At 72.9% G+C, this 25,999-nt stretch carries 7 protein-coding genes; all 7 read right to left on the reverse strand.

Translation table 11 applies throughout. The annotated features are described in order from the left end of the window. Position 1: 1 nt before the first annotated feature. From IGA62_RS28490 to IGA62_RS28520, 7 genes are read right to left on the reverse strand one after another with little or no spacing between them, the layout of a single operon-like run. A complete protein-coding gene (locus IGA62_RS28490) occupies positions 2 to 5,035 on the reverse strand; it encodes a type I polyketide synthase (protein ID WP_145817656.1) in 5,034 nt (1,677 codons plus the stop codon). Further along, positions 5,028 to 11,606: a type I polyketide synthase gene (locus IGA62_RS28495; protein ID WP_145817654.1), complete on the reverse strand. Its 6,579-nt coding sequence runs from the start codon at positions 11,604 to 11,606 to the stop codon at positions 5,028 to 5,030. Before IGA62_RS28495 ends, IGA62_RS28490 begins: the two co-directional genes overlap by 8 nt. After that, positions 11,603 to 17,206 carry a type I polyketide synthase gene (locus IGA62_RS28500; protein ID WP_145817652.1) on the reverse strand — a complete coding sequence of 1,868 codons (5,604 nt, stop codon included), beginning with the start codon at positions 17,204 to 17,206 and terminating at the stop codon, positions 11,603 to 11,605. The genes IGA62_RS28495 and IGA62_RS28500 overlap by 4 nt, the downstream gene beginning before the upstream one ends. Next, the gene (locus IGA62_RS28505) at positions 17,207 to 24,163 is read right to left on the reverse strand and encodes a type I polyketide synthase (protein WP_145817650.1); all 6,957 of its coding nucleotides are present in this window, start codon (positions 24,161 to 24,163) and stop codon (positions 17,207 to 17,209) included. A 30-nt stretch (positions 24,164 to 24,193) separates the two neighbouring features. Beyond that, the gene (locus IGA62_RS28510) at positions 24,194 to 24,442 is read right to left on the reverse strand and encodes a phosphopantetheine-binding protein (RefSeq protein ID WP_145817649.1); all 249 of its coding nucleotides are present in this window, start codon (positions 24,440 to 24,442) and stop codon (positions 24,194 to 24,196) included. A 23-nt stretch (positions 24,443 to 24,465) separates the two neighbouring features. After that, complete coding sequence (locus IGA62_RS28515) at positions 24,466 to 25,212, reverse strand: polyketide synthase (RefSeq protein WP_145817647.1); 747 nt, start codon at positions 25,210 to 25,212, stop codon at positions 24,466 to 24,468. Next, positions 25,187 to 25,996, reverse strand: coding sequence for an enoyl-CoA hydratase/isomerase family protein (locus IGA62_RS28520; protein ID WP_145817644.1), 810 nt, complete (start codon positions 25,994 to 25,996; stop codon positions 25,187 to 25,189). The genes IGA62_RS28515 and IGA62_RS28520 overlap by 26 nt, the downstream gene beginning before the upstream one ends. Positions 25,997 to 25,999: the final 3 nt, after the last annotated feature.

Raw genomic sequence — 25,999 nt, forward strand, 5'->3', positions numbered from 1 at the left:
GTTACGGGATGTCGTGGTGCGGCGGTTCGGCTGACGCGTCGAGCCGCACCAGGTCGTGCGTGAGTCCGGCGGAGAGCGCGGCCAGCAGCCCGGCGCGCTCCCGCTGGACGAAGAAGTGGTCGCCGGGGAGCATCTCCAGGGCGAACCCGGCCGTGGTCTGGTCGCGCCAGGGGGCGAGCTGTTCCTCGGTGACCTTGTCGTCCCGCTCGCCGCCGAAGGCGGTCAGCGGGATGTCCAGCGGCGGCTCGGTCTGGTGGATGCGGGTCTCCACCAGGGCGAAGTCAGCGCGCAGCACCGGCAGGTACAGCGCGATCGTCTCCGGGTCGCCCAGCATCTCCTCCGGGGTGCCGTCCATCGCCCGCAGCTTCTCGATCAGCCGGGGCTCCGGCAGCCGGTGCAGCGGCGGTTCCAGGTCGGGCAGATGCGGGGCGCGGGCCGCCGAGACGTACAGGTGGGTCGGGGCGGGCAGTTCCCGCCGCCGCAGGTGCCGGGTCAGCTCGTACGCGACCAGGCCGCCCATGCTGTGCCCGAACAGCGCGAACGGCTGGTCGAGGTACGGCCGCAGCACTCCCCCGAGGGCCTGGACCAGCGCGGACATCTGGGTGAACGCCGGTTCCCGGTGCCGCTGCTCCCGACCGGGGAGCTGGATCGGGCACAGGTCCACCCCGTCGGGCAGTTCGCCGGGCCAGTCGCGGAACAGCGCCGCGTTGCCGCCCGCGTACGGCAGGCAGAACAGTCGCAGCCGGGCGGCCGGGTCCGGGGTGCCCCGGACCAGCCAGTCCGCGGGATCGGTGCTGACCTCGACGGCCAGCCGGGCCGGGCCGGTCGACCGGCGCGCCACCACCGGTCGGGGCACCCGCGCCGACTGTGGGACAGCCGTCCCGGCGGCCGAGGCCGGCGGCCCTTCGGCAGAAGCCGGGCCGTCGGTGGCGGAAGCCGGGCCGTCGGTGGCGGAAGCCGGGCCGGCAGTAGCCGGACGGTCGACCTGGGCCAGGACGTTGTCGACGATCTGGTCGACGGTGATCCCGGAGAGGAACTCCTGGGCGGCGATCTGCGTGCCGTACATGACCCGGAGGCGGTTGCGCAGCTCGAAGACCATCAGCGAGTTCAGGCCGAGCGCCAGCAGAGGCTGGTCCACCTCGAGTTGCTGCGGCTGGAGTCCCAGCACCGCCGCGATCTGCTCCCGCAGGTAGCCGGTGAGCACCGCCCGTCGCCGGGCGGGGGCGATGGTCAGCAGCACGGCCCGGCTGGTCGGTGGCACCGTGGTGGCGGCGTGGTCGGCCGTCCCGGTGGATCCCGGGCCCGACCCGGCTCCACCCGCCGCGCCGGCCGGGGCGCTGTCGTCGACCGACCCGCCGGGCAGGGCGACGCGGAGCCGGGGCACGGCGGCCGTGGGCACCGCCGGGGTGGGCTCGCCCGCCGGGGCGTCCACGCGTACGCCGAGGGTGGACCGCAGTCCGGTCACCTCGGCGACCGGGCGCAGCTCGGCGTCGAGGAGCCGGACGTCGCCGGTGAGCGTGTCGTCGCCGACCTCGCGGAGTTGGACGTGCGCCCACAGCTCGCCGGTCGCCCGCCGGTGCGCCCGCAGCCGCTCGACGGCCGTGGGCCGGTATCCGGCAGTGGCGACGGCCGGGTCCGGCGCGACGACCGGCAGCAGGTCGAACACGCCGTCCAGCACCCGCCAGTCCAGCGGCGACCCACCGTCGGCGGCCGGAGCGGCGAGCAGCGCCAGCAGCTCACCGTCGCGCCGCCACAGCCGCCGCACGGTACGCGTCCCGGCGGTGTCGGGCAGCCCCGCCGCGATCCGGCTGCTCCGGTACGCGCTGCCCGGCACCTCGGTGGCGCACCGCTGCCGGATCGCGTCCGGGGTCTCCTGCGGCAGCAGGTACGGCCGCCCAGCGGCGGCGACGGTGCGCAGGGTGCCCCGGGCGTGCCGGGTCCACGGCCCGTCGGCTCCGGCGGGTCGGCCGAACACCTCCCACCCGGCGGCGCCGTCACGCGGACCGGTGACCGCCACCTGGGCAACGTTCCCGTGTCCCGCGAGGGTCGCTTCGAACGTCACGTCGGTCAGCGCGCAGGCCGGCGTACCGGTCAGGGAGCTGGCCGCGGTGAGGGCCAGGTCCAGGTGGACCGCCTCGGGCACGACCGGCTGGCCGTCGAGATCCGGCCAGGAGGACCGGTCGACGGGCAGCTCCCAGAAGTGCTCGCCACCGGGCGCGGCGGCCCGGAAGTACCGCTCGGTCGACGACGGTGCGGTGGCCACGGCCGGGCCGCTCGACGTCGCGCCGGTCGGGGCGAACTCCAGCCAGCAGCGTTGCCGCTGCCAGGGGTAGTACGGCAGGCGCAGCACCGGCCGGTCGGTCGGGTGCTGGCGGCGCCAGTCCACCCGGTGGCCGAGGGTCCAGAGCGCGCCGAGGGTGCCGAGCAGCACGGCCCGCTCGTCCTCGTCGCGGCGCAACGAGGGCAGCGCCGCCACCGGCCGGTCGGCGTGCCGGGCACACTGCTCGACCGAGGGCAGCAGGATCGGGTGCGGGCTGATCTCGACGACCAGCGTCGGCGCGCTCTCCAGCAACTGCCCGAGCACGGTGGAGAAGAGCACCGGCTCGCGCAGGTTGTCGGCCCAGTAGTCGGCGGTGAACTCCCGCCCGTCGGTGGGCCGGCCGGTGACCGTGGAGTGGATCGGCACCGTCGACGCGCGGGGCCGCACGTCGCGCAGCTCGGCGAGCAGGTCGTCGCGCAGCTCGTCCACCTGCGGACTGTGCGAGGCGAAGTCCACCCTGACCTGGCGGCAGAACACGTCCTGCTCGGTGAGCGTCTTCAGCACCGTCTCGATGGCGGTGGTGTCCCCGGACAGGACGGTCGAGGTGGGGCTGTTGCTGACCGCGATGGCGAGCTGGTCCTCCAGGCCGGCGATGGCGGCCCGTGCCTCGTCCAGCGGCAGCTCCACCACGGCCATCGTGCCCCGGCCCCGGATCCGTCGGACCAGGGCGCTGCGCCGGCAGATCACCCGGGCCGCGTCGTCGAGGCTGAGCGTGCCGGCGACGTGCGCCGCCGCGACCTCGCCCATCGAGTGCCCGACCACGGCGTCCGGGACGATCCCCCAGGACCGCCAGAGCGCGGCCAGGGCCACCTGGACCGCCCAGGTCATCGGCTGGACCACGTCGATCTGGTCGAGCTGCGAGGTCGCCTCGTCGGCGCGCAGCTCGTCCAGCAGCGACCACGACACGTACGGCGCCAGCGCGGCGGCGCACTCCTCGATCGCCTGCCGGAAGACCGGCTCGGTGTCCAGCAGCCGCCGGCCCATGCCGACCCACTGGCCCCCCTGGCCGGGGAAGACGAAGACCAACCGACGGCGGACGTGCTGCGACTTGTCGCCGGTGGACAGGCCGGGCCGCACCGCACCGTCGGAGAACGCGGCCAGCTTGCCCTGAAGGTCGGTACGGGAGGTGAAGCTGACCGCCAGCCGCTCGTCGTACGCGGTGCGACGCAGGCTCGCGGTGTGGCAGAGGTCGTCGAGGTCGACGCTCGGGTCGGCGGCGAACTCCCCCACCACGCCGGCCAGGTCGCGCAGCGCGGCCGGGTCGTGGGCCGACAGCGGCAGCAGCCGGGCCCGGTCGTCGTCGCCGGACGTCGGGGCGGCGGCCGGCGGTGGCGGTTCCTCGACGACGACGTGCACGTTGGTGCCACCGAAGCTGAGCGAGGTGACCCCGGCCAGCAGCGGCCCGTCGTAGGGCCACGGGCCTGCTTCGGCCTGTACCCGCAGCCGGTAGTCGTCGAAGGGGATGTGCGGGTTGCCCCGGGTGTAGTGCAGGCTGGCCGGCAACTGCCGGTGCTTCATCGCCAGCACCACCTTGATCAGCCCGGCCAGGCCGCCGACCATCTGCAGGTGGCCGATGTTGGTCTTGACCGAGCCGATCATCAACGGCCGCCCGGCGTCCCGGCGGGCCCCGAGGACCGTGCCGAGCGCCTGCGCCTCGATCGGGTCGCCGAGGATGGTGCCGGTGCCGTGCGCCTCGACGTACTGCACCGCCGCCGGGTCCACGCCGGCCCGCTCGTACGCCTCGCGCAGCATCGCCTCCTGCGACAGCCGGCTCGGCGCGGTCAGGCCGTTGCTGCGGCCGTCCTGGACGACCGCGCTGCCGCGCAGCACCGCGTAGATCGGGTCGCCGTCCTCGATCGCCCGGGACAGCGTCTTGAGCACCACCGCCGCCACGCCCTCGCCGAGCACGATGCCGTCGCCCCGGGCGTCGAACGCCTTGCACCGGCCGTCCGGTGACATCACACCGAGCTTGGTGAACCAGACGAAGCCCTCCGGCTTGAGGAACAGCCCCGCCCCGCCGGCCAGGGCCATCGTGCAGTCGCCGCTGCGCAGGCTCTCGCACGCCTGGTGCACGGCCAGCAGCGACGACGAGCAGACCGCGTCCATGGTGTAGCTGGGGCCGCGCAGGTCGTAGACGTACGACAACCGGTTGGCCACGATCGAGCCGAACGAGCCGGTGGCGGTGTAGACGTTCGCCAGGTCGGGGTTGTTGAAGTTCAGCCAGCCGTACTCACTGTGCGCCAGGCCGACGAACACGCCGGTGCGGCTGCCCTGCAACTGGTCGCGCAGCTGGCCGGCGTCGTCGAACGCCTCCTGCGCCACCTCCAGCATCAGCCGCTGCTGGGGGTCCATGTTCGCCGCCTCCCACGGCGAGATGCCGAAGAACCCCGGGTCGAAGCCGTCGATCCCGTCGAGGAAGCCACCCCAGCGGGTGCTCATCTTCCCCGGCGCCTCCGGGTCCGGGTCGAAGTACGCGTCGGTGTCCCACCGGTCGGCGGGCATCTCCCGGATCACGTCCCGGCCGTCACGCAGCAACCGCCAGAACGACTCGGGGTCGTTCGCGCCGCCGGGCAGCCGGCAGCCCATGCCGATCACGGCGATCGGCTCGGTCCTGGCGTACTCCACCTCGGCCAGTTGGGCGCGCAGTTCGCGGATGCCGAGCAGCGCCCGTTGCAGCGGGGTCAGATGGCCCGTACGGGCGGCGCTGTCACTCATGGTGGTTCCTGTTCCGTGACTGGGAGAGTTCCTGCTCGAGGAGGGCTTCGACCTCGGCGTCGGAGAGCTGTTCGATCTCCGCCAGCCAGGCGTCCCGATCCGTGTCGACGGCCGGTGCCGCCGCCCGGGTCGGGGGCGGGGCGGTCGGTTCGGCCGGTGCGGTGGGCTGGATTTCCCCGGCGACGAATCCGGCCAGTGCCTCGACGGTCGGGTAGTCGAAGAGCACCGTCGCGGGCAGCGACCGGTCGACGCTGAGGCTGAGCGCGTTGCGCAGTTCCACCGCCATCAGCGAGTCCAGGCCGAGTTCGTTGAGCGGACGCCGGGTGTCCAGGGTGTGCGCGGCGGTCAGGCCGAGGACCCGGGCGGCCAGGTCCCGCACGTGCCCCACGACCAGGTCGTGCCGGTCGTCGGGGGCCGCGTCGGCCAGCAGGGTCAGCAGCGCCCGGTGGTCGGCGCCGCCCGCCGCCGGGGCCCCCGCGTCCGCCGTGGTCGCGGCCATGTCGTCCAGCAGCGGGGGCCGCAGCCCGGTCGGGTACTGCCGCAGGTAGGCGCCCCACTCGACGGCGACGACGCCCACCTGCGCGCGGGGTTGGTTGAGGGCCGCCGCCAACTCGGCGACACCCCGCTCCGGCTCGATCAGCCCCATGCCGCGCAGCGCCCACTGCCGGTCGTCGTCGACGCCGGCGGCCATGCCCGCGCCCCGCCACGGACCCCAGTTGACGCTCAACCCCGGCAGCCCCTGCCGGCGCCGCTCGGCGGCCAGCAGGTCGAGGAAGGCGTTGCCGGCCGCGTAGTTGCCCTGCCCGGCGGAGCCAAGCATCGAGGCGACCGACGAGAACAGCACGAAGAAGTCCAGGTCCAGGCCACGGGTGGCGCGGTCCAGGTTCCACGCCCCGGCGAGTTTCGGCCCGAGCACCCGCTCGAAGCGCGGCCACTCCTGCTGGAGCAGGATGCCGTCGTCCAGCACGCCGGCCGCGTGGACCACCCCGCGCAGCGGCGGCAGGGTCGCGGTGACCTCGCCGACCAGCCGGGCGACCTCGTCCGGGTGGGCGATGTCGGCGCGGACCACCTCGACCCGGGCACCGGCGTCGCGCAGCGCCGCCACGTCCGCCCGGTTGGCGTCGGTGACGCCGCTGCGGCCCACCAGCACCAGGGTGCGGGCACCGCGGTCGACCAGCCAGCGCGCCACGTGCAGGCCCAGCCCGCCCAGACCGCCCGTGATCAGGTACGCCCCGTCGGCGCGGACCAGGTCGTCGGCCTCGGCTGGCACGGCGGAGTCGTCGTGGCTGACGACGATCTTGCCGACGTGCCGGGCCTGCGCCATGTACCGGAACGCGTCGACGGCCCGGGTCAGCCCGAACACCCGGCACGGCAGCGGTTGCAGCGTGCCGTCGGCGAACCGCCGCATCAGCTCGTCCAGCAGGGCGCGGACCGTCGCCGGCTCGTCCCGGGAGAGCTCCACCAGGTCGAACGCGGTGTAGGTGACGTCGTCCCGGAGCCGGGCCACCTGGTCGGCCGACCAGATCTCCCGCTTGCCGATCTCGACGAACCGTCCGCCGGGGCGGAGCAGGCGCAGGCTCTCGACGATGAAGTCCCCGGTCAGCGAGTTGAGGACCACGTCGACGCCGGCGCCGCCGGTCCACTCGCGGATCTCGTCGGCGAACGCCAGGGTCCGCGAGTTCGACAGGTGCCGGACCCCCGACCGTTGCAGCACCGGCCACTTGGCCGGGCTCGCCGTCGCGTACACCTCGGCGCCGACCGCCTGGGCGAGCTGCACCGCGGCCAGGCCCACCCCGCCGGCCGCCGCATGGATCAGCACCCGCTGCCCCGGCCCGAGCCGGGCGATGTGCTCCAGGGCGTACAGGGCGGTCAGGAAGGTCACCGGGATCGTCGCCCCGTCGGCGTCCCCGACCGCCGCCGGCAGCGGGGCCACCAGGTCGGCGTCGACGGTGACGAAGCTGCCGAAGCTCGCCGGGGCCAGCGCCACCACCCGGTCCCCCACCGTCAGGCCGGGGACATCCGCGCCGAGCGCCACCACCTCGCCGACGCACTCCAGGCCGAGCGGTCCCGCCTCACCCGGGTACATGCCGAGCGCGTTGAGCACGTCGCGGAAGTTCAGGCCGGTCGCCCGGACCCGCAGCTCCACCTGCCCGGCCTCCGGTGCCCGCCGGGCCACCGGCCGGAACACCAACTGGTCCAGCACCCCGGGGGTCGCCACGTCGAGCCGGAACGACTCGACGCTGGGCAGCGCCAGCGCATGGCCGCCGTCGTCCGCCGCACAGCGGGCCAGTCGGGCCACGTGCCGCTGGCCGCCGCGCCGGGCGACCTGGTCGTCCCGCCCGTCGGCCCCCACCTCGGCGGTCAGGAACGCCAGGTCGGCGGCGGGGTCGGCGGCCGGGTCGAGGTCGATCCTGGTGCAGCGCAGCTCGGGGTGTTCCAGCGCGACCGCGCCGGCCAGCCCCCAAAGCGGGGCCTGCGCCAGCGCCTGCGGTCCAGCCGGCTCGCCGACCGCCTGCGCTCCCCGGGTCACCAGGTACGTGCGGGGCGACCGGCTGCGGGTCGCCAGGGCCCGGACCAGGTGCAGGGTGCTGCGCAGCGTGGTCCGCTGGGCGTCCTGGAGGGTCACCAGGTCGACGTCGGGGTCGGCGGGCGTGTCCAGCGCCCACAGGTGCAGCACGCCCCGCCAGTCGACGGCGCCGACCGCGTCGAGCAGCCGGGTGACGTCCTCCGGGCGAGCCGGGTCGATCCGGTACGACTGCGCGTCGTCGCGGGCGAACGCCGTACCGGGCTGGACGAGGGTGCAGGTGTGGCCCTCGGCGGTCAGCCGTGCCGCCACGTCCCGGCCGAGCCCGCCCGCGTCGGCGAAGACCAGCCAGGCCCCCGGCGCGGCGGGAGCCTCGGCGGCCCCGGCCAGCCCGGCGACCGGCCAGGTGATCTCGTAGCGCAGGTCGTCGGTCCGGGCCGACGTGCGGCGCAGCCCGGCCGGATCGACGTGCCGCAGCCGCAGGCCCCGCAGTTCCACGACCATCCGGCCGGCGCAGTCGACCACCACGACGTCCCCGACGACCTCTCCGGTGGACTCGCTGCTCCAGGCGTACGCCCGCAGCTCCGGGTCGGTGGACGGGACGGCCCGCAGCCGCTCCATCCGGAACGGGACGTGGATCGCCAGGCCGTCCTCCGGCTGCGGCCGGGTCAGGCCCAGCAGTTGGAAGCAGGCGTCCAACAGCCCGGGGTGCACCGGGTACGGCACGGTCGGGTCGAGCTGTCCGGGCACCCGGATGCCGCTCACCGCCACCCCGTCGCCGGTGCGGACCCGGTCGAGCCAGCGGAAGCTCGGCCCGAGGTCCAGCCCGGCGGCGGTGACCCGCCGATAGAAGGTGTCGATGTCGTCGAGCGACCGGTCGCAGCGCGAGGTGATGGCGTCCAGGTCCGGTGGCGTCTGTCCCGGTTCGCCGTCCGGGTCGAGCCGGGCCGCGACGTACTCCGTCCAGTCCGGGTCGTCGAAGGTGACCAGGCGGGTGGTGCCGTCCGCCGCCGTCAGGACCGTCTGCACCGGACGCTCACCCGGGTCCGGCAGCACCAGCGGTTGGGCGAACAGGACGTCCCGCAGGCCGGGGGCGGGGGTGCCGCTCTCGACTCCCGCCGCCAGGAGCATGGCGACGTGGTGTGCGCCCGGCACCACGAGCTGGTCGTGCAGCGTGTGCTCGGCCAGGAGCGGGTAGGTCGCCGCGCTCAGGGACGCCTCGAAGACCGTGTCCCGCAGCGACGGCGTCCGCAGCCGCTGCCCGAGCAGCGGGTGGTCGCCCGCCCGGCGGCGGCTCTGGCTGCCCGGTGCGGGCGCCGACCAGTAGCGCTGGCGCTGGAACGGGTACGTGGGCAGGTCCACCGCCCGGGTCGGAATCCCGTCGGTGATCGCCGTCCAGTCCAGGTCCACGCCCTGCGCGTACAGGCCCGCGACAGCGGTCAACAGCTGCTGCCAGTCGTCCCGACCCCGCCGCAACGACGGCAACCACCGCACCGAACCGTCATCGTCCACACACTGCCGACCAGCAGCCAACAACACCGGATGCGGACCAACCTCCTGCACCACCGTGCAACCCTGCGCGAGGACCGCCCGCATACCGTCGGCGAAACGCACCGGAGCCGACACGTGCTCCACCCAGTACTCCGCAGACGCGATCCGATCGTCGGCCACCTCGCCGGAAACGTTCGACACCAGCATCCGCTGCGGCCCACGGAAGACCACCGAGGCGGCGACCTCCCGGAACGCCGGCAACATCGGCTCCATCAACGGCGAGTGGAACGCGTGCGACACATGCAGGACGTTCGTCTTCACCCCGTCAACCGCGAACTTCTCCCGCACCACGTCCAACGCCACGACCGGGCCGGCGATCACCGTCTCCACCGGACTGTTCACCGCCGCCACCACGAGGCCGGTGCCATCCACCAGCGGACGGACCCTCTCCTCCGGCAGCGACACCGCCACCATCGACCCGCCCGCCGGCAACGCCTGCATCAACCGACCCCGAGCCGCCACCAGACGCAGCCCGTCCTCCAGCGAGAACACCCCCGCCACACACGCCGCGACCAACTCACCGACGCTGTGACCCAGCACCACGTCCGGCTCGACACCCCAGTGCCGCCACAACCGGGCAAGAGCCCACTCCACCGCGAACAACACCGGCTGCGTGAACCCCGTCCGATCCAGCACATCGGTGCCATCGGACGGAAAGAGCACCTCCAACAGCGGCCGATCGAGGTCACCCACCAGCAGATCCGCACACCGGTCCAACTCGGCCCGGAACACCGGCTCCGACCCGTACAGGACCCGCGCCATCCCCACCGACTGCGCACCCTGACCCGTGAACAACCAGCCGATCCTCGGCCGACGACCGCCAGGCACCACACCATGGACGACCGACCGGTCCTCCTCACCAGCCAACCAACCCCGCAGACGGGACACCGCCATCGTCGCGTCCGGAGCCACCACCGCCAGACGGTGCGGGAAGTGACTGCGGGTCACCGCAGCCGCCGCGCACACCAATCCGAAGTCCGGAGCGTCGGCACCATCCAGCAGATCGGCGTACCGCTGCGCCACCACCCGCAGCGCGGCCTCGTCCCGCGCCGACAACGGCAACACGTACGCCGAACGACCCGGAACCTCCGCCCCGGCCGGCTCCGGTGCCTCACCGACGATGACGTGGGCGTTGGTCCCGCTCATGCCGAAGGAGCTGAGGCCGGCGACGCGGGGGCGCTCGCCCCGGGGCCAGGGGGTCGGGGCGACCGGGACCCGGACCGGGAGACCGTCCCAGTCGATGTGCGGGTTCGGCGTACGGAAGTGCAGGTGCGACGGCACCTGCTCGTGCCGCAACGCCAACACCACCTTGATCAGACCGGCGATCCCCGCAGCGGCCTCCAGATGCCCGATGTTCGTCTTCACCGAACCCACCAGCAGCGGACGATCAACCGGCCGGTCCCTGCCGAGCACCGAGGCGAGGGCGCGTACCTCGATCGGGTCGCCCAGCGAGGTGCCCGTGCCGTGCGCCTCCACGTAGTCCACGTCACCCGGCTCGACGCCGGCGTCGGCGAGGGCCGTCCGGATCAGGTTCTGTTGCGCCAGGCCGTTCGGGACGGTCAGGCCGCCGCTCGGGCCGTCGTGGTTCACGGCGGTGCCCCGGACGACCCCGAGCACCCGGTCGCCGTCCCGCTGGGCGTCCGACAGCCGCTTCAGCACCACCACGCCGCAGCCCTCGCCCCGGCCGTAACCGTCGGCGGAGGCGTCGAACGTCTTGCACCGGCCGTCCACGGCGAGGGCCTTCATCTTCGACAGCGTGACGAACGCGTCCGGGGCGAGCATCGCGTTGACCCCGCCGACCAGGGCCAGGTCGGTTTCGCCCGCGCGCAGGCTCCGGGTCGCCAGGTGCAGCGCCACCAGCGACGACGAACACGCGGTGGTGACCGCCATGCTCGGCCCCTGCAACCCCAGCAGGTACGACAGCCGTCCGGCCGGGAAGCTCAGATCGTTGCCGGTGCCGGCGTACAGGTCGAGCTGGGTGGGGTCGCCCGCGCCGGTCTGCAACTGGAGGTAGTCGTTGGTCATGATGCCGACGAAGACCCCGGTCGGCGTGCCGACGAGACGGTCCGGCACCTGACCGGCGTGTTCCAGGGCCTCCCAGGACACCTCCAGCAGCATCCGCTGCTGCGGGTCGAGGCTGGCGGCCTCGCGCGGGGCGATGCCGAAGAAGGCCGGGTCGAACCGGTCGACCCCGTCGACGAAGTGCCCCTCCCGGGTGTACATGCGGCCGGGCCGGGCCGGGTCCGGGTGGTAGAAGTCCGCCAGGTCCCAGCGATCCGGGGGCACCTCGCCGGCCGCGTCCACGCCGTCGCGCAGCACCCGCCAGAAGGCGGCCAGACCGTCACCGCCGCCCGGGAAGCGGCAGCTCGCGCCGATGATGGCGATCGGTTCGTGCTGCACCCGCCGGACCTCGTCCAGCTCGGCTTCCAGTTCCTCGATGGCGACGAACGCACGCAGGAGCGCGGACTGTTCGCCGCGCGTCGGGTCTTCGGTCATTTCCTTCTCCGCTGAGCAAGAGATGCGAGCTTCTTCGCCAACAGGTCTTCGAGGGCGTCCTCGGAGAGGTCCTTGAGGCGTTCGACGGTCTCCGAGGATCGGGGGGACGGCTCCGGTGCCGGTTCCTCCGCCACGTCCAGTTCCAGGGCGAGCACGTCCCGGGCCAGGTAGTCGGTGAGGGCCTCGACGGTCGGGTACTCGAAGACGACCGTGGACGGCAGCGTCCGCCCGAGCTGACCCTGCAACGTGTTCTTCAGTTCGATCGCCATCAACGAGTCGAGGCCGATCTCGAAGAACTTCTGCCGGGGCTCCAGGTGGTACGTCGCCGGGAGGCCGAGCACCGTCACCACTTGGTCGCGTACGTGCCCGCGCAGCAGGTCGAGGCGGTCCTGCGGCGGGGCCGCGGCGAGCCGTTCGGGCAGCCGTCCCTCCGGCGGCGACGCGGCCGTACGCTGCTCCGGGACACGCGTCGTACGGGCCAGTTCCCGCAGCAGCGCCGGTGTGTCGTCGGGTGCGAACCGACGCAGGTACGTCGACCAGGTGACCGGCAGGACGCCGACCTGGACCGGGTCGGCGCGCAGGATCTGGTCCAACGCCTCAATGCCCTGCTCGGGGGTGATTCCGCCGATGCCCTGGGCGGCCCACCGTCCCTCGGCCTGGCCGGCGCGGGCCGCCATGCCGGCCTCGGTCCACGGCCCCCAGTTGACGCTGACGGCCGGCAGGCCCTGCGACCGGCGGTGGTGGGCCAACCCGTCGAGGAACGCGTTGGCTGCCGCGTAGTTGGCCTGCCCGGTGGAGCCGAGCAGCGACGCCGCCGACGAGAAGAGCACGAAGAAATCGAGCGGCAGGTCCCGGGTGCCCTGGTGCAGGTTCCACCCACCGTCCACCTTGGGAGCCAGCACCCTGACGAAGTCCGCCCAGGGCTGCTGGAGCAGCACGCCGTCGGCCAGCACGCCGGCCGCGTGCACCACGCCGCGCAGCGGTCGGTCGGCCGGGACCGCCGCGACCAGTCGGGCCACGTCGTCCGGTCGGGCGACGTCGGCCGACGCGACGGTGACCTCGGCACCCGACTCCCGCAGCCCGTCGAGCTCGGTCACGGCGTCGCCGGTGGGCTCGCGTCGACCGACGAGGACCAGGTGCCGGGCGCCGCGCGCCACCAGCCAGCGCGCGACGGTCAGGCCGAGCGCGCCGAGACCACCCGTGACCAGGTACGTCGCGTCGGCGTCGATAGTCACCGCGCCGTCCGCCGGGGCCGTGCTCTGCTGCGGTACGAGTCGGGCGACCAGCCGCTCCGGCCCCCGTACGGCGACCCGGTCTCCGGTCGACGGGGCGAGGAGTTCGCCGAGCAGGGCACTCGCCGCGTCCGCGTCGGCGGCGGCGGGATCCAGGTCGACCTGTCCGCCCCACAGTTCGGGGTGCTCCAGCTCGATCACGTTGCCCAGGCCCCAGAGCGGTGTCTGCGCCACCGCCACCGGCGACGCGGTGGTGGTCGCACACGCACCCCGGGTGACCAGGTGGAGCTTCGGCGGCGCACCGCTGCCCTCGATGGTCGCCAGCCCCCGTAGGAGGTGCAGCGCGGTACGCAACATCGACGCCTGGTCGGCGGTGAGGTCGGACAGTTCCGACTCGGCCCCACCCGTACCGGACCCGCACAGCAGCACCACGCCCCGGAACGGGACGGCCCGGTCGGTGGTGACCGTGCCGAGCAGCGCCGTGAGCCGGGTCGGATCGGCCGGGTCGAGCTGCCAGGTCCCGTCGTCCAGGGCCTCCGGGGACGGACCCGGGTGGGCGAGGACGACCTCCTGCCCACGACCACGGAGTCGCTCCACCAGGGCCGATCCGACGCCGGGCCGGTCGGCACAGACAAGCCAGCGGCCCGGGGCGTCCGCTCCGGAGGCCGGCAACGGTTCGGGCCGCCAGACCACCTCGTGGAACAGCCCGGCGTTGCGGGACTGACCGGCACGCAGCAGCGCGGACCGTTCGGCCCGCTTCAGGTGCAGCCCGTACGACTCGGCGACGAGGCGACCCTCGTCGTCGACGAGCCGGACGTCGGCGGTGAGCGTCTCGTCGTTCGGGTCGCTGCCGGGCCGCAGTCGGGCGTGGCCCCAGAGCTGCCCCTCGACGGTGCGGTGCAGCCGGAACCGGTCCACACCGAGCGGCACGTACACGCTGAACTCACGGCCGGCGGTCGGCAGGGTCGCGCCGACGATCTGGAAGCTGGCGTCGACCAGGCCCGGGTGGAGGGCATACCGCTCGTGACGGTCGGTGTCCCGCACCGCGCGCATCTGGCACAGGGCCTCGCCGTCGCGTCGCCAGATCCGGCTCTGCCACCGGAAGCCGGCCTCCAGTTCGAGGCCGTCCTGCCAACCCGTGTCGTAGAACCAGTCGACGTAGTCCGGGTCGGCTACGCACCGCTCCCGGATCGCCGCCGGAGTCTCCGGCGGTTCCGCACCGACCTGCGGCACCTCGCTCACGGTGCCGGTGGCGTGGGTCGTCCACGTCTGCTCGCCGGCACTCCGGCTGACCAGTTGGACCGGCCCGTCCTGGTCGGCGGAGGCGGCGAGGACGACCTGGACGACCCGGTCCTCCTCCGCGCCGAGCAGCAGCGGCTGCGGGAAGACGACGTCCGTCAGGGCCGGGGCAGCGTTCCGGCCCTCGACGGCTGCGGCCAGCATCACCAGGTGGTGGGCGCCGGGCACCACGATCTGGTCGTAGATGCGGTGCTCGGTGAGGAGGGGGTGGGACGCCGGGTTGAGCACCGTCTCGTAGACCGTGCCGGTGAGCGCGGGCGAGGAGAGGCTCCGTCCGAGCAGCGGATGGTCGTGTTCGGTGGGGAGGTTCCGGGGCCGACGGGAAGCAGCCGACGACCAGTAGCGCTGGTGCTGGAAGGGGTACGTGGGCAGGTCCACCGCCCGGGTCGGAATCCCGTCGGTGATCGCCTTCCAGTCCAGGTCCACGCCCTGCGCGTACAGGCCCGCGACAGCGGTCAACAGCTGCTGCCAGTCGTCCCGACCCCGCCGCAACGACGGCAACCACCGCACCGAACCGTCATCGTCCACACACTGCCGACCAGCAGCCAACAACACCGGATGCGGACCAACCTCCTGCACCACCGTGCAACCCTGCGCGAGGACCGCCCGCATACCGTCGGCGAAACGCACCGGAGCCGACACGTGCTCCACCCAGTAGTCCGCCGACCCGTAGCCGGCATCGGCCACCTCGCCGGTCACGTTCGACACGACCGTGCACTGCGGATCCTGAACGCTGATCTCCTTGGCCGTCTCCCGGAACGCCGGGACCATCGGCTCCATCAACGGCGAGTGGAAAGCGTGCGAGACGTGCAACGCCGTCGTCTTCACCCCGTCGACCGCGAACTTCTCCCGCACCACGTCCAGCACGTCGGCCGGGCCGGCGATCACCGTCTCCACCGGACTGTTCACCGCCGCCACCACGAGGCCGGTGCCATCCAGCAGCGGACGGACCTTCTCCTCCGGCAGCGACACGGCCACCATCGACCCGCCCGCCGGGAGGGCCTGCATCATCCGGCCGCGTGCCGCCACCAGACGCAGCCCGTCCTCCAGGCTGAGCACCCCCGCCACAGAGGCAGCGACCAGTTCACCGACGCTGTGACCCAGCACCACGTCCGGCTCCACACCCCAGCGCCGCCACAACCCGGCAAGAGCCCACTCCACCGCGAACAACACCGGCTGCGTGAACCCCGTCCGATCCAGCACATCGGTGCCATCGGACGGAAAGAGCACCTCCAACAGCGGCCGATCGAGGTCACCCACCAGCAGTTCCGCGCACCGGTCGAGTTCGGCCCGGAACACCGGCTCGGAGTCGTACAGGGCACGGGCCATCCCGACGAACTGCGCACCCTGGCCGGTGAACAACCACCCCACGCGGGAACGGCGTCCCACCGGCACCACACCGTGCACCACCGACCGGTCGTCGGCACCGGCCAGCCAGCCCCGCAACCGGGCGACGGCGACGGCCGCGTTCGGGGCCACCACCGCCAGGCGGTGCGGGAAGTGACTGCGGGTCACCGCAGCCGCCGCACACACCAAACCGAAATCCGGAGTGCCGGCACCGTCCAGCAGGTCCACGTACCGCTGTGCCACCACCCGCAGCGCGGCCTCGTCCCGCGCCGACAACGGCAACACGTACGCCGAACGACCCGGGGTCCGTGCTTCGGCGGCCTCGGGCACGGCGGGTGCCTCGGCCACGACGAGATGCGCGTTCGTCCCGCTCATCCCGAACGAACTCACGCCCGCCACCCGGGGCTTCCCGCCTCGCGGCCACGCCCGGGTTCCGGTAGCGACCTCGATCGGGATCCGGTCCCAGGGGATGTGCGGGTTCGGCGTACGGAAGTGCAGGTGCGACGGCACCTGCTCGTGTCGCAACGCCAACACCACCTTGATCAGACCGGCGATCCCCGCAGCGGCCTCCAGATGCCCGATGTTCGTCTTCACCGAGCCCACCAGCAGCGGACGATCAGCCGGCCGGTCCTTGCCGAGACCGGCAGCCAACGCGTCGACCTCGATCGGGTCGCCCAGCGAGGTGCCCGTGCCGTGGGCCTCGACGTAGTCGACGTCGGCGGGCGCGACCCCGGCGTCGGCGAGCGCCGTCCGGATCAGCTCCTGCTGCGCCAGACCGTTCGGCACCGTCAGACCACTACTCGGACCATCGTGGTTCACCGCCGAACCACGAATCACGGCGAGGACCCGGTCACCGTCACGCCGCGCGTCCGACAACCGCTTCAACACCACCACACCACAGCCCTCACCCCGGCCGTAACCGTCGGCTGAAGCGTCGAACGTCTTGCACCGACCGTCCGGCGACAACGCCCTCGTCCGGGAGAGGTAGATGGTGCCCTCGGGGGTCAGGACCAGGTGGACCCCAGCGGCGAGCGCGAGATCCGACTCGCCGGACCGCAGGCTCCGGCAGGCCAGGTGCACCGCCACCAGCGACGACGAGCACGCCGTGTCCACGGCCATGCTCGGTCCCTGCAACCCCAGCAGGTACGACAGCCGCCCGGCGGCGACGCTGAAGGCGTTACCGGTTCCGGTGTACGCGTCCATGCTGGCCGGGTCGGCGGACCGCAGCAGCAGCGAGTAGTCGTCGGTGCCGATACCGACGAACACCCCGGTACGGCTACCCGCCAACCGGGTCGGCACCTGCCCGGCGTCTTCCAGGGCCGCCCAGGCCACCTCCAGCAGCAACCGCTGCTGCGGATCCAGGCTCACCGCCTCACGCGGCGACACCCCGAAGAACCCGGCGTCGAATGCGTCGACACCCGCCAGGAAATGACCGGCACGGGTGTACATCTTCCCGGGGGCATCGGGGTCCGCGTCGAAGAACGCCGCCACGTCCCACCGGTCCGCCGGCACCTCACCGACCGCGTCCACACCCTGCGACAACACGTCCCAGAACTCCGCCGGCGAGTCCACCCCACCCGGGAAACGACACCCCACACCCACCACCGCGATCGGCTCGGGCGCGGACCGCTTCTGGGCCTCGAGGCGCTTCTGCAGATCGAGGACGAGCAGCGCGAGGCGCTTCGGCGGCAGGTTGGCCAGCCTCTCCTGTAGCTCGCTCATCTACGCCTGCCCTTCCGCAATCGATCCGTTCGTGAACAGCCGGTCGATTTCGTCGTCCGACAGTTGCTCGAGGTTGTCGAGCAACGCCTCGAGGTCGTCACCCGGTTCCGTCAGGGGCGGGCTCTCGGGTTCGGGTTGCCGCTGCCCGAAGAGCACCGTGTCGAGGTAGCCGACGACCGCGTCGACCGTCGGGTAGTTGAACAGCAGCGTGGTGGGCATCTCGTGGTCGAAGGTGGCCTGCACCCGGTTCTTGAACTCCAGCGCCATCAGCGAGTCCAGGCCGAGGTCGAACAACCCCTTCTGCGGGTCGAGGGACGCCTCGTCGAGCATGAGGATCCGCGCCAGTTCACCTGTCACGTGGTCGGTGAGGGCCGTCCGACGTTTCGCGTCCGGCATCGCCTCGTACCGCTCGCGCAGCCGGGGCCCACTCGCCGTCACCGCCGCCGACCGGTCGGCGGCGGGCTCCCGCCGGACCAGTTCGGCCAGCAGGGGGCGGGCCGCGCCGAGCGGGTACTGCTCGGCGTACCGGGTCCAGTCCACCGGTACGACCCCGACCTGCGGCACCGGCCGTACCATGATCCGCTCCAGCGTCCGGATCCCCTGCTCCGGCGGGATGATGCCGATGCCTCGGGCGGTCCAGCGCTGCTGGTCACGGTCGGTCAGGGCGGCGGCCATGCCGGAGTCGCCCCACGCGCCCCAGTTGACGCTCAGTGCCGGCAGCCCCAGCGCGTGCCGGTGGTGGGCCAGTGCGTCCAGGAACGCGTTCGCCGCCGCGTAGTTGCCCTGACCGGGTGCGCCGAGCAGGGAGGCGATCGACGAGAACAGCACGAAGTGGTCCAGCGGAAGCTCCCGGGTGAGCTGGTGCAGGTGCCAGGCACCGATCACCTTCGGCGCGAGAACCCGCTCGAACCGATCCCAGCTCTGCTGGTGCAGGACCCCGTCGTCGAGGACGCCGGCCGCGTGGAAGACGCTCCGCAGCGGCGGCATCGACGTCTCGATCTCGGCGAGGATCCGTCGTACGTCGTCCGCCTGGCCGATGTCTCCCTGGAACACGCGTACCTGCGCGCCCTGCTCGGCGAGGCCGCAGAGCGTCTCCTCGGCCGCCTCCGACGGCCCCCGCCGGCCCACGAGGACGACGTGCCGCGCGCCCCGGTCGACCAGCCACCGGGCGACCAGCAGCCCGAGGGCACCCAGACCACCGGTGACCAGGTGGGTGCCGTCGGCGCTGATCTCCGGGCGGTCGTCCGACGGTGCGGATCCGGCACGGACGACCCGGGCGACGTGGCTGCGCCCGTCCCGCCAGGCGATCTGGCTCTCGCCACCGGACGACCGGAGGCTGGCGACGAGGGCAGCGGCGGGATCGTCGGCCTCGGGATCCAGGTCGATCAGGCCACCCCACAGGGTGGGGTGCTCGAGTCCGATCACGTTCCCCAGCCCCCAGACCGGCACCTGGTATGGGGCTGCGGGGCTGGACTCCCCGGCCACGGCCTGGGCGCCACTGGTGACGACCCAGATCCGTGGGGACACCGCCAGGTCGAGCGGGGCGACGGCCTGCACCAGGTGCAGCAGGCTGGCGCAGATCCGCTCGTGGGCCACGGTCAGGTCCTCGGGTACGGCGTGCGCGTGGTCGAGGCTCCAGAGGTGGACGACGCCGGTGATCGCGCCGGTGTCCCCGAGGAGCTGGCGGAAGTGGTCCGGCTGGCCGGGTGCGACCTGCCAGACGTCGTGGCCCAGGGCAGCGTACCGGTCACCGGCGCGGACGAGGTGGCATCGGTCGCCCTGGGCCCGGAGCGCAGCGACCACCGCCTCGGCGACACCACCGGCGTCCGCGAAGACCAGCCACTGGCCGGGACCGCTTCCGTCCTCCGCAGCGGTGATCGCCTGAGGCCGCCAGTCCACCTGGTAGAGCCAGTCGCTGTCGTCGCTCCCCCGCAACCGGGGCAGGCGGGACGTGTCGACCCAGTAGCGCTGGCGCTGGAACGGGTACGTGGGCAGGTCCACCGCCCGGGTCGGAATCCCGTCGGTGATCGCCTTCCAGTCCAGGTCCACACCCTGCGCGTACAGGCCCGCGACAGCGGTCAACAGCTGCTGCCAGTCGTCCCGACCCCGCCGCAACGACGGCAACCACCGCACCGAACCGTCATCGTCCACACACTGCCGACCAGCAGCCAACAACACCGGATGCGGACCAACCTCCTGCACCACCGTGCAACCCTGCGCGAGGACCGCCCGCATACCGTCGGCGAAACGCACCGGAGCCGACACGTGCTCCACCCAGTAGTCCGCCGACCCGTAGCCGGCATCAGCCACCGCGCCGGTCACGTTCGACACGACCGTGCACTGCGGATCCTGAACGCTGATCTCCTTGGCCGTCTCCCGGAACGCCGGGACCATCGGCTCCATCAACGGCGAGTGGAAAGCGTGCGAGACGTGCAACGCCGTCGTCTTCACCCCGTCGACCGCGAGCTTCTCCCGCACCACGTCCAGCACGTCGGCCGGGCCGGCGATCACCGTCTCCACCGGACTGTTCACCGCCGCCACCACGAGGCCGGTGCCGTCCAGCAGCGGACGGACCTTCTCCTCCGGCAGCGACACGGCCACCATCGACCCGCCCGCCGGGAGGGCCTGCATCATCCGGCCGCGTGCCGCCACCAGACGCAGCCCGTCCTCCAGGCTGAGCACCCCCGCCACAGAGGCAGCGACCAGTTCACCGACGCTGTGACCCAGCACCACGTCCGGCTCCACACCCCAGCGCCGCCACAACCCGGCAAGAGCCCACTCCACCGCGAACAACACCGGCTGCGTGAACCCCGTCCGATCCAGCACATCGGTGCCATCGGACGGAAAGAGCACCTCCAGCAACGGCCACTCAAGCTCGGCATCGAGCAACTCCGCGCACCGATCGAGTTCCGCCCGGAACACCGGCTCCGACCCGTACAGGACCCGCGCCATCCCCACCGACTGCGCACCCTGACCCGTGAACAACCAGCCGATCCTCGGCCGACGACCCGTGGGCGCCGTACCGTGGCTCACCGAGTGGTGTTCCTCGCCGGCGAGCCAACCCCGCAACCGAACGACAGCGGCAGCCGAATCCGGGGCCACCACCGCCAGGCGATGCGGGAAGTGACTGCGGGTCACCGCAGCCGCCGCACACACCAAACCGAAATCCGGAGCACCGGCACCATCCAGCAGGTCCACGTACCGCTGCGCCACCACCCGCAGCGCGGCCTCGTCCCGCGCCGACAACGGCAACACGTACACCGAACGGCCGAGCTCCACGACCGAGCCCAACGTGTCCGACGGCTCTGGGGCCTCCCCTAGGACCAGGTGGGCGTTCGTCCCGCTCATCCCGAACGAACTCACGCCCGCGACACGGGGCCGGTCACCGCGCGGCCAGGGCGTGCCGGCGACCGGGATCTCGGCCGGGATGTCGGTGAGCGCGATGCGCGGGTTGACGGTGGTGACGTTGACCTGAGGTGGCAGGTGCCCGTGCCGCAAGGCCAGCACCGACTTGATCAGGCCGGCCACCCCGGCGGCGGCCTCCAGATGCCCGATGTTGGCCTTCACCGAGCCGAGCAGCAGCGGCCGGTCGGCCGTACGGCGATCGCCGAGCACCGCGCTGAGCGCCGCGACCTCGATCGGGTCGCCCAGCGAGGTGCCCGTGCCGTGTGCCTCGACGTAGTCGACGTCGGCGGGCGCGACCCCGGCGTCGGCGAGCGCCGTCCGGATCAGCTCCTGCTGCGCCAGACCGTTCGGCACCGTCAGACCACTACTCGGACCATCGTGGTTCACCGCCGAACCACGAATCACGGCGAGGACCCGGTCACCGTCCCGCTGGGCGTCCGACAACCGCTTCAACACCACCACGCCGCAGCCCTCGCCCCGGCCGTAACCGTCGGCGGAGGCGTCGAACGTCTTGCACCGGCCGTCCGGCGACAACGCCCGGGCACGGGAGAGGAAGATGTGCGACTCCGGGATGATCATGAGGTTGACGCCACCGGCGAGCGCGAGATCCGTCTCACCGGATCGCAGGCTCCGACACGCCAGGTGCACCGAGACCAGCGACGACGAGCATGCCGTGTCGACCATCAGGCTGGGCCCGTGCAGGCCGAGCAGGTACGACAGCCGTCCGGCGACCGCGCTGCCGATGCCGCCCGTGCCGTAGTAGGTATCGATGATCGTGGGGTCGCCGAGCTTGAGTTGGAGTTGCATGTACTCGTTGCTGATCAGGCCGACGAACACTCCGGTCCGGGTACCGGCGAGCTGGTCGGGGACCTGACCGGCGTGTTCCAGGGCCTCCCAGGCGACCTCCAGGAGCAGCCGCTGCTGCGGGTCCAGACTCACCGCCTCACGCGGCGACACCCCGAAGAACCCGGCGTCGAATCCGTCCACCCCGGCCAGGAAATGACCGGCACGGGTGTACGACTTACCCGGCGCATCCGGGTCCGGATCGAAGAAGCCGTCCACGTCCCACCGGTCCGCCGGCACCACGCCGACGGTGTCCATGCCCTGCGACAACACGTCCCAGAACGCCGCCGGCGAGTCCACCCCACCCGGGAAACGACAGCCCGCACCCACCACCGCGATCGGCTCCGCGACCGGAGGGCGGGCGGTGGCGGTGTCCCGGCCCAGGGCCAGCAGTGCCTGCTTGACCGGGGAGAGATCGGTGGCGGCGTCGGTCAGGTGCCGGCGCAGCAGCGACAGGGCCTCGTCCTCGGAGAGGGCGGCCAGCGCATCGGCGGTGAGGGCGGGGACGGCCGGCAGGCTGCGGGCCGGCGCGGGGGTGTCCAGCCCGAACACCTCGCGGGCGAGATGGTCGGTCAGGGCGGCGACCGACGAGTACTGGAAGACCAGGGTCAGGGGCAGCCGGTACGCGTCGCCGAGCGCCCGCTGCAACCGGTTCTGGAGGTCCACCGCCATCAGGGAGGTCATGCCGAGGGCGAAGAAGCCCTGTCGGGGGTCGATCGGGGTGTCGTACTCGGTGCCGAGCGTCTCGGCCACCAGGCCGGCGACCGCGTCGGCGAGCCGGTCCCGGCGTTCGGCCGGTACGGCCCCAGCGACCAGCCGGACCAGTTCCGGCACCTCCGCCCTCCGCTCGGCACGGTCGGCCGGGCGGGACTCGATCCAGTACCGCTTCCGCTGGAACGGGTAGGTCGGCAGGACCACCCGGGGCGACCGTCCGGCGTCCGGGACCGTCGGGTCGTCGCCGTGGACGTAACGGACCGCCTGGCTGACCGCGTCGCTCACGGGTTCCCGGCCACCGTTCTCCGGCACGAAGGGGTCCGCAGGCACCGTGTCGACCGGTGCGACCACGCCGTGGTGGACGTCGGGATCGGCGGTGCCAGCGAGCCAGGCCGTGAGCCGGGCGGCGGCGGTCGGCGCGTCGGGGGCGACGACGGCGAGCCGGTGGGCGAAATGGGTGCGGCCGGTGGTGGCGGTCGCGCACACGGTGGTGAAGTCCGGCCCGTCCGGGGTGGTCAGCAGGGTGACGTACCGCTCGGCGAGGGCGCGCAGCGCGGCGGCGTTCCGTGCCGAGAGCGGCAGCACCAGCGGCCCGCCACTGCCACCGTCGGCGCTGCCCGGCCGGGCGGACGCGGGCCCGACCGGCGCGGTCGGAACGTCGGCCGGCGGTTCGGCGACCACCAGGTGCACGTTGACGCCGCCGAGGCCGAACGAGTTGACCCCGGCGAGGCGGGGGCGCTCGGCGGGCGGCCAGGGCAGCGGCGCGGCCGGGAGGACGAAGGGCGCGTCGGCCAGCCCGGTCTGCGGGTTGATCGTGTCGAGGTGCAGGTGCGGGGGGATGGTCCCGTGCTGGAGGGAGAGCACCACCTTGATCAGGCTGGCGATGCCGGCGGCCATCTCCAGGTGACCGATGTTGGTCTTGACCGCGCCGAGCGCGCAGGGCCGATCGGCGTCCCGGTCCGCGCCGAAGACGCTGGTCAGGGCGGTCGCCTCGACCACGTCGGCGAGCGGGGTACCGACCCCGTGCGCCTCGATCAGGTCGACCTGGTCGGGGGTGACCCCGGCGTCGCGCAGGGCGTCGCGGACGACGGCCTCCTGGGAGCCGGCGTGCGGGGCGGTCAGCGCCTCCCCGCGTCCGTTCTGGTTCATGGCAGTGCCACGGATGACGGCGAGGACGGGATCGCCGTCACGGCGCGCGTCGGCGAGCCGCTTGAGGACGACCATCCCGCAGCCCTCGCCGCGGACGTAACCGTCGGCGGCGGCGTCGAAGCTCTTGCAACGCCCGTCGGCGGCCATCATCCAGGTCTGGGAGAGCCCGATGGTGGCCTTGGGGGCGAGGATCAGGTTCACGCCACCGGCGAGCGCCAGGGAGGTCTCGCCCGAGCGCAGGCTCTGGCAGGCCAGGTGGACGGTGACCAGGGACGACGAGCACCCGGTGTCCAGGGCGAGGCTGGGACCGTGCACGTCCAGCAGGTACGACAGCCGGTTGACCGCGACGCTGAGCGCGTTGCCGGTGACGTAGTAGGCGTTGAGGTTGGCCGGGTCGGCGAAGGCGACCTGCGCGTAGTCGTCGGTGCCGATGCCGACGTAGACCCCGGTCGCGCTGCCGCCCAGTCGGGCCGGCACGATCCCCGCCCGTTCCAACGCCTCCCAGGTGACCTCGAGCAGCATGCGGTGCTGCGGGTCCATGCTGGCCGCCTCGCCCGGTGAGATGCCGAAGAAATGCGGATCGAATTGATCCACTCCTTCGACGAAGCCGCCCCAGCGGCTGTTCGTGGTGCCGGGTTCGGCGAGGTCGGCGTCGTAGAGGGCGTCGGCGTCCCAGCGGTCCCGGGGGACCTCGGTGATCGCGTCACCGCCGCCGACGAGCAGACGCCAGAAGGCGTCGGCGTCGTCGGCGCCGGGGAAACGGCAGCTCAGACCGATCACCGCGATCGGTTCGGCTGCGACGGACGGGGACGTGTGGTCCGACGGGCGGCTGCGCTCCGGAGCCATGTGGCTCAACCTCTCCTCGCGGGGTGTCGCCTACTGTTCCTGCTTGACCTTGAGGAACAGGTCGACCAGTTCGTCGATGTTGGCCAGGTTGGCCAGTTCGGTACGGGGCACGCGGATCCGCAGTTCCCGCATGGAGGCCGAGACGATCTCGACGATGTCGAGACTGCCGAGGCCGAAGTCCTTCATCGACTTCGACGTGTCGACGGGCGCGTCGTCGAGGCCCTCGGCGTTGAGCCGGATGTGCTTGGTCACCACGTCCACGACCTGCTGGCGTTCCATGTCTTCTCCTTCTGGTGGGTTGATCAGGTGAGGTAGGTCGCGGCGACGATGTCCGCGACCTCGGGCCGGCCGAAGCAGACCCGGTGCATCAGGTGCTCGCGGGACATCGCCTCGCGGAGCAGTTGCCGCCGGGGCTGGGCGAGGCTCGCCTTGGTCAGCTCCAGCACGTGGCGGGGTTTCTCGGCGATCTGGCGGGCCAGGTCGAGCGCCGTGTCGACGACCCGGTCGGCGGGGACGACGGCGTTGAACAGGCCGCGTCCATCGAGTTCGCCGCCCTTGTAGTAGCGGGCGGTGAGGGTCATCTCGGCGGCGGTGGCCGCGCCGACGGCGGCCGGCAGGAGCGTGGTGGTGCCCATGGCCGGGGTGAAGCCCATCCGCGCGAAGTTCGCGCTGTACCGCCGGTTGCGGGCCGCCACGACGAGATCGCAGCAGAGCGCCAGCACCAGGCCGCCGCCGACCGCGTGTCCCTCCAGGGCACCGACGATCGGCACCGGGAAGTCCAGCATCGGCCGGGAGAGCAGCAGGTCCTTGACGTGCAGGGTGCCGGAGAGGACGCGTTGCAGGGCCTCCATGGTGGCCCCGGCGCAGAACACCTCCGGCCGGCCGCGCAGCAGCAGCACCTTGAGCTGGGGGTCCCGGGCGAGCTGCGCCAGGGCGGCCAACAGCTCGTCGCAGAGCCGGTCGCTGAGCCGGTTGTCGTGTTCGGCGTCGTCGAGGGTCAGCTCGGCGATGCCGGGCTCCACCTCACGTACCCGAATGACCTGGAACATCCATCCGCCCTCGATAGCGTGCGAACCACGGTGGCGCGAAGCCCTCGCCGAAGGAGGTGACCCCCTCGACGACGTCCGGCCGGGTCAGCCATCCGGTGAACTGGTCGAGGCCGATCTCGATCTGCTGGTCGAGGTCGGCGGCGCTGAGCCGGTCGTAGTAGCGCTTGGTCTCGGCGAGGGCCTGCGGCGCGCAGCGGAAGATCCGCTGGAGCTGGGCGCGCAGGGCCGGCTCGACGCCATCGGTGACCAGCTCGTCGACCAGGCCGTAGGTGTGCGCCTCGGCCGCCGGGACGCCCCGGGTGCTCAGCGTCATCGCCCGCAGCCGGGCCGGGCCGGTGCGCAGCAGCAGGAACGGCACGATGGTGGCCGGCACCAGGCCGACGATCGGCTCGGAGAGCATGAACCGGGCGTTCGTCGTGCCCAGCACGAGGTCGCAGGCGGCGAGGAGGCCGACGCCGCCGCCCATCGCCTCGCCGTCCGCGACGGCGATGACCGGGACCCGGGCCCGCCGGATCCGGGCCAGGCAGGCCGGGAGCCGGCGGAGCCGGTCGCGGTCGGGCAGGGTGCCGTGGACGAAGAACGCCTCGAGGTCGAGTCCCCGGCAGAAGGTCGGCCCCTCGGCGGTGACCACCATCGCCCGGCAGTCCGGGTCGGCGTCGACGGCGTCGAGCGCCGCGGTCAGCCCGTCGATCAGGTCGAAGTTGATCGCGTTGCCGTTGGCGGCGGCGGCCAGCGTGACGAAGCAGACGCCGTCGGTGATCTCGGTGCCTACCGCGCCCGTCATCCC

Origin of the sequence: Micromonospora sagamiensis (genome assembly GCF_014680085.1) — a bacterium.
Lineage (GTDB): Bacteria > Actinomycetota > Actinomycetes > Mycobacteriales > Micromonosporaceae > Micromonospora > Micromonospora inyonensis.

Bases quoted from the DNA above. Each gene is read 5' to 3' on its own strand.
- IGA62_RS28490 (WP_145817656.1), bottom strand. From the start codon at position 5,035: ATGAGTGACAGCGCCGCCCGTACGGGCCATCTGACCCCGCTGCAACGG.
- IGA62_RS28495 (WP_145817654.1), bottom strand. From the start codon at position 11,606: ATGACCGAAGACCCGACGCGCGGCGAACAGTCCGCGCTCCTGCGTGCG.
- IGA62_RS28500 (WP_145817652.1), bottom strand. From the start codon at position 17,206: ATGAGCGAGCTACAGGAGAGGCTGGCCAACCTGCCGCCGAAGCGCCTC.
- IGA62_RS28505 (WP_145817650.1), bottom strand. From the start codon at position 24,163: ATGGCTCCGGAGCGCAGCCGCCCGTCGGACCACACGTCCCCGTCCGTC.
- IGA62_RS28510 (WP_145817649.1), bottom strand. From the start codon at position 24,442: ATGGAACGCCAGCAGGTCGTGGACGTGGTGACCAAGCACATCCGGCTC.
- IGA62_RS28515 (WP_145817647.1), bottom strand. From the start codon at position 25,212: ATGTTCCAGGTCATTCGGGTACGTGAGGTGGAGCCCGGCATCGCCGAG.
- IGA62_RS28520 (WP_145817644.1), bottom strand. From the start codon at position 25,996: ATGACGGGCGCGGTAGGCACCGAGATCACCGACGGCGTCTGCTTCGTC.